We start from the raw sequence: 9379 nt of genomic DNA, 5'->3' as shown, positions 1-9379 counted from the left end.
TCGCCTCTCGTGGCAGACGGAATTTGGGGCTTAGCGGTCTTTTCTGCTCGTGTCGGCCGGGGATGGCTTGCTGTCGAGTTTCTTGTAGACATCTGCCAGCTTCGATTGCGGAGCTGGGCATTTTTTGCTTCTGGCAATCTCGGCAAGGACCTGATTGCGGTTACGCAAGGCGTCGATCTCCAGTTTTTCCGGCGATTTCGGATCCATGAAAAAAAGGGCCGGCCAGAACAGAAGAACACCTGTCGCACCAAGGATCACGTTTTTACCCTGCGCGTCGGATCGTTCTTTCACCGTCGCCAGCACCTGCCGCTCGTTGGCCTCGAACTCGCGCTTTATGCCGGCGCAGTCGAAAGCACTGTCGGCCGGGTTGGTCGAAGACACCGGATGTGCCGCCCGGCCACCGCAACCGGAAACGACAATGGCTGTCGCCACCATGGCGGAGACGAGAGATAATTTAGGGGTGCGAAAAGAAGAGTTGATCATAATATTCTCTTTTGAAGCCTACCAGCGTGCCGTCACGCTGGCGAAAATGAGATTTCCGCGCCCGCCATTGACGCTGCTGGAAAATGCCTGGGAGTAGCCAAAATCGGCGCTGATGTTTCCCCCCACGAGTTTTGCACCAACGGTCCAGCTCGCGAGGTGGCCGTCGGGGATATCGAAGCGATGCTGCGAGAACACCCGGCCGTAATCGAGACCGAGGTAGGGGCGTAGCTCGCCCAGAACGGGCGCAAGAATGGTGCCCTCCCATGGCATTGTCCGCCAGGTCAATTCGTTGCGGCTGAAAAACCCGTTATTGCCGAATATGACGCCTTCCCTCAGGCCGCGTGCGTTGCTGGGGCCACCAAGGCCGATCTGTTCCGCGCCAAACATGTTATCGGGCGAATATTGGGCATTGAGGAGCGTGGTTAACTCGAACCGCTGGCCAGCCGCCTCGAACGGCCGCGTCGCGCTGACGGTCGTGTTGAGTTTCAGGAACCGAGGATCGGCCGTGCCGGCTCCGGGCTCTCCGGCCTCCACCGCGTCAAAGAGATCGAGACCCTTATCAAGGGCAAAATCGAGGGCGATGACGCCACCCAGTATTCTTTGTGAACGCGACAAGCCCAGAGTGCCTATGGTGTATCGGCGGCTTCCGACCTCAATCCGGTTACCGAGAAGGAAGTTGTCGGTCTGCTTGTAGGTGAGACCGCCTCTGAGGGTCGTGATGGAGTCCTTGTCGCGCAGAATGACGCGGTCGATGCCAAATCCAACCTGACCGGAATTACCGGAGGTTTCGATAGACCCGAAATTGCCGGGGATGGCGCTGTCATATTCGTACCAGGAACCATTCGCCGAAAACGTCCAGTAGCCATAGGGTACGCTTGTATTGACCGAATAACTGTTACTGCGCCCGCGACCGTCATCATCCCAGGGGTAGTCCGGGCCGCTACGCCCATAAGATAGCCCCAACTGATCATTGAGACCCAAGAGGTCATCGAAACCCAGGGAAATATTGCTTTGGGAGTAGCCGGTGCTTTGCTGGCCGAGACTATTATTGGAAATGCTCACGTACCAGGGTTTGCCCGGCTTGTTCTCGACGTTGAGAATGGATGTACCATCCGTTTTTCCCGGCAACATCGAAGTCTTGGCGTTATTGGACGACAGACGGTTGATCTGGTCCAGCCCCTGCTCAACATCACGAATGTTGGCAACCTTTCCTTTCATGCCGGGAAAGGCCGTGGCGAATGAACCGTTCTGCTCGGCCGGTTGACCATTGAGGTAGATATCCGCGATCGTGCCTTCGACAACGACCAATCTCAGCAATCCTGTTCCGGCAATATCCTGCGGCGGAACATAGGCGCGTGACGTCACGAACCCCTTGTCTAGATAGATGTCAGTGATGGCCTTGAGGAGGGAGGTGATGTCGGCAACGCCGACGCAACGATCGTTGAAAGGCCGCGTCAGTGTTCCAAGCGTAGCGGCAGACAGATTCGCCGCACCTTCGATCTCCACACGGGAGATATCGAAGCATAAATCATCGGGCTTCGCGTCGCCTCGCGGTGCCTCGCCCTCACGGCCAATGACACTATCAGGGGTTATCTGTTTCAGGTTTTCAAGCCGCTGCAACTGCTGTTGCTGATCCTGTTGGCGGGAAAAATCATCGGCGGGCGACTGGGCACTTGCCGGTTCTGCCGCGAGCAGTCCCGCCAAAAGCAGGGTGGTGACGGCCCATTTGGAACTGTTGGGCGCGGCCCTCGAATTACCCAAGGTATTCCGCTCTGCCTGGATAGCGATCGGGGAATAAGCGGAAACTCGAACCGCCATCACAATTGCGAGACAAAAATCAGGAGGAAGTGGCGATCGGAAACCAGTAATGAAAGCAGCGAGGGGCATGTTTAGGAGGCCTGCATTTGAAATGAAGTTGGTCGCGGCAATGCCGCTCATGCTTCACTGTGCAGCCGTCCTTGCTGTCGATCCCTACCGGGTTAATAGATCAGATCATCTGATCCAAGAAGCGTTAAAGTAGTATATTTTATTACGAAACGATAGTCGTAAGTCATTTGCTCAAAGAGCCGCGCACGTCAAAAATTCACGTAATAATCAATCCTACCAACGTCATGGCAAGATTATCATTTTTCATCCGTGATTTTTCACGACAATCCGCCGAATTTCCCCGCTATGGATCCTTTGATTCAAATAACAACCAGAAGTTATTGCAATACGTATCACCCTGCAAGCCCCTCACAGGTACCAAAGTTAAGGAAAACTAAAATTGCTTCGCAGCCGGCGACATATTTGGGCAATGAGATGGCTCGATCTCGATCGCCGAATTCGGAGTTCATCCAGTGGTCAACCATTGCGGTTGCGGACTAACAAAGGGAATGTTTTAGCCTCACTCACCCCCGGTCCGAGCATTGCGGAGCGCAAACGTCTTCAGGTTCGGGCGGGCTCCCACAATTCCACGGGATTGCCTTCCAGGTCGTGTATCCGGCGAAACGTCCAACCTCCGAATCCCATTCGGCCCGAGTTTCAACCTCTACACCTTCGTCCGTGAGCTTCGCGATGAGGGCATCGAGATCATCCATTGCTGTTCAGCACTGTCGAAATAATCGCTGTCTCTAGCGAAAGGCCCAAAAATCGTCATTCCGGCGTCCTGCTGCCATACCGATTTATGCAGATTGTCGATGCCGAGATGTTTCTTATACCATTCAACCAGGTCAGGGACATCTGCTGCTCTGAAGAATACGCCACCAATTCCAACGGCTCGGCCATGAATTCCTCCCGCTTTGCGAGAACGGACGCAATGTTGCGCCGCCGCGGCGGCAATATCAGGCAGGACCATTGATTACGCCGGTCTCAAATCGCGAAAGGTGAGCTTTGGCACTCCGAAACATTCATCCGTTACTGCGACTGGCGCGCACGACACAGCGCGAAAAAACCGCTTGACCTGAACCATGGTTGAGGTCCTAGAAGTACTGTCACCTTGTTTTCGCAAGGCTCTTTCCATGCTCTTGAGCGAACAGTTGACAAAGGATACCCCATGGCTTTCCAGCTTCCCGACCTCCCCTATGCCCATGATGCGCTCGCCCCCTCGGGCATGTCAGAGGAGACGCTGAAGTTCCATCACGATCTTCACCACAAGGCCTATGTCGATAATCTCAACAAGGCGATCGTCGGCACCGAATGGGAAAACAGGAGCCTCGAAGAGGTCGTTCGGGGCACCTATGAGAAGGGTGCGGTGGCGCAATCCGGCATATTCAACAATGCCTCCCAGCACTGGAACCACAATCTCTTCTGGGAAATCATGGGGCCGGAAAATCATGCGATCCCCAAGGTGCTGGAAGATGCGCTGACGCAGTCCTTCGGCTCGGTCGCGCTGTTCAAGCAGAATTTCGCCCTCTCCGGCGCCTCCCAGTTCGGTTCGGGTTGGGCATGGCTGGTGGTGGATACCGACGGTTCGCTGAAGATCACCCGCACTGAAAACGGGGTCAATCCGCTGTGCTTCGGGCAGAAGGCGCTTCTTGGCTGCGATGTCTGGGAACACAGCTATTACATCGATTTCCGCAACAAGCGCCCCGCTTACCTCGAAAACTTCCTCGACAATCTGGTGAACTGGCAGGCGGTCGCCGCCCGCCTTTGATTTGAGCCCCACCGATCCGGCCGGTCCCGCTGCCCTGGGCGGCCGGCCGGATCAGGCGCAGCCGGACAGCCGCCGTCCGGCTGCAACTCTCTTCGAGCGTCTCAATGCCCTATGTCGTCACCGAAAACTGCATCGCCTGCAAATACATGGACTGCGTGGAAGTCTGTCCGGTCGAATGTTTCTATGAAGGCGAGAACATGCTCGTCATTCACCCCGATCAATGTATCGACTGCGGGATTTGCGAGGCCGAATGTCCCGCCGCCGCGATCCGGCCGGATACCGAAGCGGGGCTGCATGTCTGGCTCGACCTCAATCGCCACTATTCCGGTATCTGGCCGCGCGTGCACGAGAAAAAGTCACCGCCTGACAATGCCGACATCATGAATGGCGCTGCAGCGAAGATGTCCATTTTTTCGAAAAATCCGGGAGCGGGCGGTTAGCTCGGCACATCATGTCTCATAATCTCAGGCTGATTGATGGTGGTGTGGTCAATCACGCGCATGTTCCGCCGAAAGCTTGCGCCTCTCCGATGATCTCTCCGCGTGAATTCAAGGATTCAATGGCCGGCCTAACCTTCACCGTGGCGGTGGCCGCTGCCTGCCACGCCGGAGAGCGGGTTGGACGCACAATCACCTCCTTCATGCCGCTCAGCGCAGAACCGCCGCTTCTGATGATCTCCATCGACGCCAGCAGTCGCATGGTCGATCTCATCGCAGCGAGCCGACGCTTCTCCGTTGCGGCACTGGCTAGAGGACAGGAGGAGGTTGCCGATGTCTTTGCGGGCAAAGGAAATCACCCGGACCGGTTCAGCGTTGGGGACTGGGATGCCTGGCCGTCAGGAAGCCCCAGACTTGCCGATGCGCTTCTGTCCATGGACTGCGAACTTGTCGGTTCCATCGATGCCGCAGACCATATACTGTTCGTGGGCGCCATAACCGAAGCAATATCGGATCGGCTGCGCAAAGCCCTGCTCTGGAGCGAACGCGCCTATACCGGCACGGATCAACGTCACTCCCTCTAGATGGTCGGAAAAGGCTCCTGCCGTCGCCGTGACCTGCACGGCTGAAGAAAATCCGCGCAGTCAGTGCCTGTCGCTGTTCGCACGGGCAAAGCTGCCCGGAGCGACACCCGTTCTCCTGCGGAAAGCGGTGCTGAATGCGCTGGCGGATTCATAACCGATCTCATCCGCAATATCGTCGAGCGACTTCCGCCCGCGCATCAGCGCGTCCCTGGCAAGCGCCATCCGCCAGCGGGCCAGATATTCAACCGGCGCGCAGCCGAGCATTTCATGAAAACGCGCCGCGAAGGCCGAGCGCGACATGCCGGCGATGCCGGCAAGTTCGGCGACAGTCCAGTTCGCGCGGATATTGGCGTGCATGGCGGACAATGCGCGCGCAAGCCCCGGCAGACGCATTCCCTTCACCAGTCCCGCCGGAATTGCCTCGTTGGCCGCATTCGGCCGACGCAGCACTTCGACCAGCAAAACCTCCAGCATACGCCGGATGATCAGTTCTTTGCCCGCATCCTCGCGCGTGCATTCTTCCGCCAGCAACTCGATCAGACGCCCCAGCCGGGATGCTCCGCCCTCTTCCTTTTTTACTCATGTATTTAAACCCAATCTGTGAACGGCCGCGAACAAATGCATTCACAAATTGCAAAACTGTGATTTTCTCCGTTTTGCGCGCAAAATACCATTTCCAAGTGCAGAACGACAGGGAAAAAATGGGAAAAGGGACTTCCCGGAACGACATAGCTCATGCTCTCATATTCCAAACCGAACTCGACCGGTCACCGCGAGTACACGGTTCAACGAACACTGGACTTCTACGGGACCATCCGAACTTATCGTTTTGAAACTGACGGAAAACGAGAGATCCGTCTCGATGAGGGGATTACCCTAAGCGTAAGCAACAACATCCTTATTTATACCCAGATCGGTGGCCCCATTGGTTTCTCAGGCGAAATATCAGCGCTGAGGGTAAAATACGGCCTGACTGATAACTATCGTGACCTGAATTTGTCGGCCGAGTTGGACAAGAAAATGTGGCTCGTCGATACGCAAAATGATGGCGGCGTGATTTCCTATAGCGTCAACAACCTGAAACAATTGCCCCACGTGCCGGGAAGTCAGAGGGCAGCACCGAGAGAGCAACTGATTGCGTCACCTTTGAAGGGACCAGGTATTTTGGTCGCTTCTGGATCACTGGTTCACAATGTAGCGGCGCGCTCAGATGATTCTTCCGATGTCGATGTTCAACAGGAAGACGAAGACATGCCAAGAGCGATGGCTTTGTGCCCGCAAGGCCAACCCTGCCACTGGTCTATTAATTGTGGCATGACCGTCGATTGCTTTTGTGTTCCCAGTGGTAGGCCATATGGAAAGTTTGCTTATTTTGAGTGCTGAATTGCAGGAGCGACCCGTGCAAGCTACCCGACTTCTGCCGAAGGATCAGGCTCCGCCGTTAAGAGTAGGTGGCCCCGCCGCCGTTCTGACAAAATTCGATCGATTGAGCTTCGTAGTTTTGTGGAATCTTGACTGCGGCGGATGCCTTCCTATCGTCCAGGAACTCGCTGAGATCGGTGCTGAACATAACGTGCCGTGTCACGGTGTCGCGGTAATGGTACGGGATACGAACGCTTGCGCATTGGCTATCGAGCAAGGGGCGTCAAAAGCGATACTTGCCTTGGAACAACCCGGCTCGCAGAGTTCGGCGTTATTCCGAGGGTTGGTCACGAGGACGTGGCTGGAGGCGAGTGGACAAGGCGGCCTACCCGCGGGTTTTGTGATCGACAGCTCGAACTCAATTATCTGGATGGGAGACCCGAACGATCTAAAAGCGGATCCTCCATCCATCTTCGACGGAAGCTGGAATGTCGATGCCGCGAGGGAACGATGGGCATCACGGGTGGCCACCAGCGATGTCAGAAAGCTCCAATTGGGCCGGGATCTGTTTGACAGACTTGCCTTCGGAGATTTTAACGAGGCGCTTGAAATCATCGAAATTATGGAACGTGAGCTGCCATCCGTCTCGGGTGAAACTGATTTTTGTATTTTCAAACTGACGGCATTGATCGGATTGGACTACGATACCGCAACAGAATTTTACGAGGATTGTTCGGCACAGTTTATCGGAAACGTCCAAGCTCAAGCCGGATTGGCGAGTTGCATTTTCGCCCGGATGCCATCCAATAAAAAAGCCCTGTCCATTGCGATTTCGCGACTGACGGCCACAGAGGCGACTTTGCAAAACAACACCGATGGCCGTCTCGAAACGGACTATCTTCGTATCACGCTCAGTTTGACGCTGGCAGACGCGCATAAACGGTATGGTTCGAATGAAGCAGAGGATTACTTCGACCGCGCGTTGGTTATGTCGCAGACTGAAAAGGTCCCAGAGCGCGTTCGTTTGAGGATCGCCAATGAAATAGAGAGAATTCAGAATATCAATGTTTGACGTTTGGGCATATGATCCGAAACAAAAACCAAACCGTTTTTGAGCGCGCAAATTGGACACGAAAACTTATTATTCAAGCCGGTGGTTTTCCATTTTTGGAGCGGCAATTTTACTTCCTATGACATGGGTCCTATTCTCTATTTCGACGTTGAGTCATATTTCAGGTGTCTTCTTCGGTCTGCTGTCTTTGATGTTTGCTTGGTTCTCGACGATTTACCTTTCTAGCATATTCAGACGCTCCAAGGTCACCCTCGCGCCAGAAGGGTTCACGGTTCGGCGCGTGTTAAGCAAGCCTGTTTTTGTCGCGTGGCAGGATGTGAAGTCAGTTCATACCATATATATTCGGGGTTTCTTTCCAGTCGTTACATGGCATCCCAAGCGAAAGCCCGAACGGTCACCTGTGTTGAGTTTTTTATTCGATGGTCGAGCGTTCCCGGTCCGCTCAGGGTTTTATGCAAACTCTTTTCTCAAAGAGTTAGAGAAGTTTCACGAGGCTTATGGTGGCCCACACGGCCAAGCGCTCGGAGACCATTAATTCGATACGTGCTGGACATTCGACAGAGCGACGTTCTTGGTCGGGCAGACGCGCCAAATCCTCGTCCAGTTTGCTCAGCCGTATTCATCCATCGAGGTTGATTTTCGTCCTGTTGGTTTGTCCAAATCAGGAGCGTAGCGTATAAAAAGCTTTCCGAGGAGAAGAACCGTGGATTTGTTGAACACGCCGCCTTTGTCAGCTAGTTGAGTGTCATGGAGGTTCGGTTGCCGGCGTTATCATACTGGTAGATCCCGGAGTTGCCCGTAGGATTGGCGTCTCCTCGAATTCCGCCGACGCTGTCGTATGTATAAGTTATCGTTCCCGGTGTCGCAGCTTCGGCGAGTTTAGGCGTAGGTAGAAAAAGATAGCTCACAGCCGCAGTCACGACCGCTGCCGTGCACGTAAGGTAGGGCAAATATTGCCGGATCACTGAGGCACGGTGGGTCATGCGAACTCCTGAAGTTAGCGCGGAACTCTCACAAATATTGCCATTTGAGATCAGGCATCGATCATAGTCCGGAAATGTGTGAAATTCAATCCATCCGTGTAGTCGCTAACTTAATATTCTTTTCTCTAAATACGCGCCACACGATTTGTCTGGCGGATTCGGAAAAATTATATTTTAAATCAATTAGTTGTTGCGAGACTTCGAGTAATTTTTGAATATTTCTTGATCCTGTGTTTTAGCTCAAAGAATATTGAATTCGCGGCCTCAAAATAAAAAATCAACTAAGGATTGACAACGCTTCCGTCATCAGACACCGTATGATCATGTACTAATGAACTTTGGGGGATAGTACATGACACTCCATGCTAAAGCACGAGCCATGCTTGTCGCCGTCACGTTGACGGGGGCATGCACTGCATCCGCACAACAGGCATCAATTCCCGATCAACCGTTAATCGGCAACCTGAAGATGCCGTCGATGACGCCGGAGCAGGCCGAAGAGGTTCTCAAATCTCGAAAACTGCCCCCAATTGACCCAGTGCCTGTCGCGGCTCAGTCGCGAACGGGCAATCAGCCGCTCATGAAATTTAATATCAAAGCTATACTTGGGCATGAGTTGCCGGAAGGCGATACGACGCCACACGGCATGAAGCGCGCCGATTTCGCTATTGCTTCACCCGACGCGCCAGCGCTGGAAAGCAAACTGCGCAACGATGCGCTAGGCCCTGACATTATCATGCGCCCCCTGCCTGCAGGGACCGCCGTTGAGGAAAAGCCTCCGGTAATCGGGCTGCCCTAACCAATTCGTTCCGATCCCGCAGACT

Annotated in this window: 8 protein-coding genes and 2 pseudogenes; 6 read left to right on the top strand and 4 right to left on the bottom strand. The window is 54.3% G+C overall.

The features are described 5' to 3' along the window. Nucleotides 1-30: 30 nt before the first annotated feature. The 3 genes and pseudogenes from RAC79_RS12280 to RAC79_RS12270 all read right to left on the bottom strand — a co-directional run bounded on the left by RAC79_RS12280 (nt 31) and on the right by RAC79_RS12270 (nt 3253). Nucleotides 31-435, bottom strand: coding sequence for a hypothetical protein (locus RAC79_RS12280; RefSeq protein ID WP_374997074.1), 405 nt, complete (start codon nt 433-435; stop codon nt 31-33). Nucleotides 436-501: 66 nt separating this feature from the next. Further along, a complete protein-coding gene (locus tag RAC79_RS12275) occupies nt 502-2421 on the bottom strand; it encodes a ShlB/FhaC/HecB family hemolysin secretion/activation protein (RefSeq protein WP_080857965.1) in 1920 nt (639 codons plus the stop codon). Nucleotides 2422-2910: 489 nt separating this feature from the next. Further along, nucleotides 2911-3253, bottom strand: a pseudogene (locus RAC79_RS12270) (VOC family protein). Between the two features lie 264 nt (nt 3254-3517). Between RAC79_RS12270 and RAC79_RS12265 the strand changes: the two are divergent. The 3 genes from RAC79_RS12265 (at nt 3518) to RAC79_RS12255 (ending at nt 5138) form a co-directional block, all read left to right on the top strand. Next, nucleotides 3518-4117 (top strand): superoxide dismutase, encoded by a 600-nt coding sequence (locus RAC79_RS12265; RefSeq protein ID WP_080857964.1) that lies wholly within the window; start codon nt 3518-3520, stop codon nt 4115-4117. Nucleotides 4118-4221: 104 nt separating this feature from the next. Beyond that, nucleotides 4222-4557, top strand: a complete 336-nt coding sequence (fdxA, locus tag RAC79_RS12260; protein ID WP_080857963.1) for a ferredoxin FdxA — start codon at nt 4222-4224, stop codon at nt 4555-4557. A gap of 11 nt (nt 4558-4568) precedes the next feature. Continuing rightward, nucleotides 4569-5138 carry a flavin reductase family protein gene (locus RAC79_RS12255; protein ID WP_162934234.1) on the top strand — a complete coding sequence of 190 codons (570 nt, stop codon included), beginning with the start codon at nt 4569-4571 and terminating at the stop codon, nt 5136-5138. Nucleotides 5139-5198: 60 nt separating this feature from the next. On the opposite strand, the pseudogene RAC79_RS12250 reads toward RAC79_RS12255, so the two are convergent. Next, nucleotides 5199-5705 (bottom strand): annotated as a pseudogene (locus tag RAC79_RS12250) (helix-turn-helix domain-containing protein); the annotation flags it as partial. Nucleotides 5706-5873: 168 nt separating this feature from the next. Here RAC79_RS12250 and RAC79_RS12245 point away from each other — a divergent pair. From RAC79_RS12245 to RAC79_RS12235, 3 genes are all read left to right on the top strand, one after another. Continuing rightward, nucleotides 5874-6521 carry a hypothetical protein gene (locus RAC79_RS12245; RefSeq protein ID WP_080857962.1) on the top strand — a complete coding sequence of 216 codons (648 nt, stop codon included), beginning with the start codon at nt 5874-5876 and terminating at the stop codon, nt 6519-6521. After that, on the top strand, nt 6493-7572 hold the full coding sequence (locus tag RAC79_RS12240) for a hypothetical protein (protein ID WP_374997067.1): 1080 nt from the start codon (nt 6493-6495) through the stop codon (nt 7570-7572). Before RAC79_RS12245 ends, RAC79_RS12240 begins: the two co-directional genes overlap by 29 nt. Nucleotides 7573-8907: 1335 nt before the next feature. Then, complete coding sequence (locus RAC79_RS12235) at nt 8908-9354, top strand: hypothetical protein (RefSeq protein ID WP_162934232.1); 447 nt, start codon at nt 8908-8910, stop codon at nt 9352-9354. The last annotated feature ends 25 nt before the right edge of the window (nt 9355-9379 follow it).

The sequence above is a fragment of the Agrobacterium sp. LR_9 genome (assembly GCF_041954855.1).
In the GTDB taxonomy this organism is placed as follows: Bacteria; Pseudomonadota; Alphaproteobacteria; order Rhizobiales; family Rhizobiaceae; genus Agrobacterium; species Agrobacterium leguminum.
The sequence above is the reverse complement of the archived record's forward strand: the minus strand, read 5'-3'. Positions and strand labels throughout refer to the sequence as shown.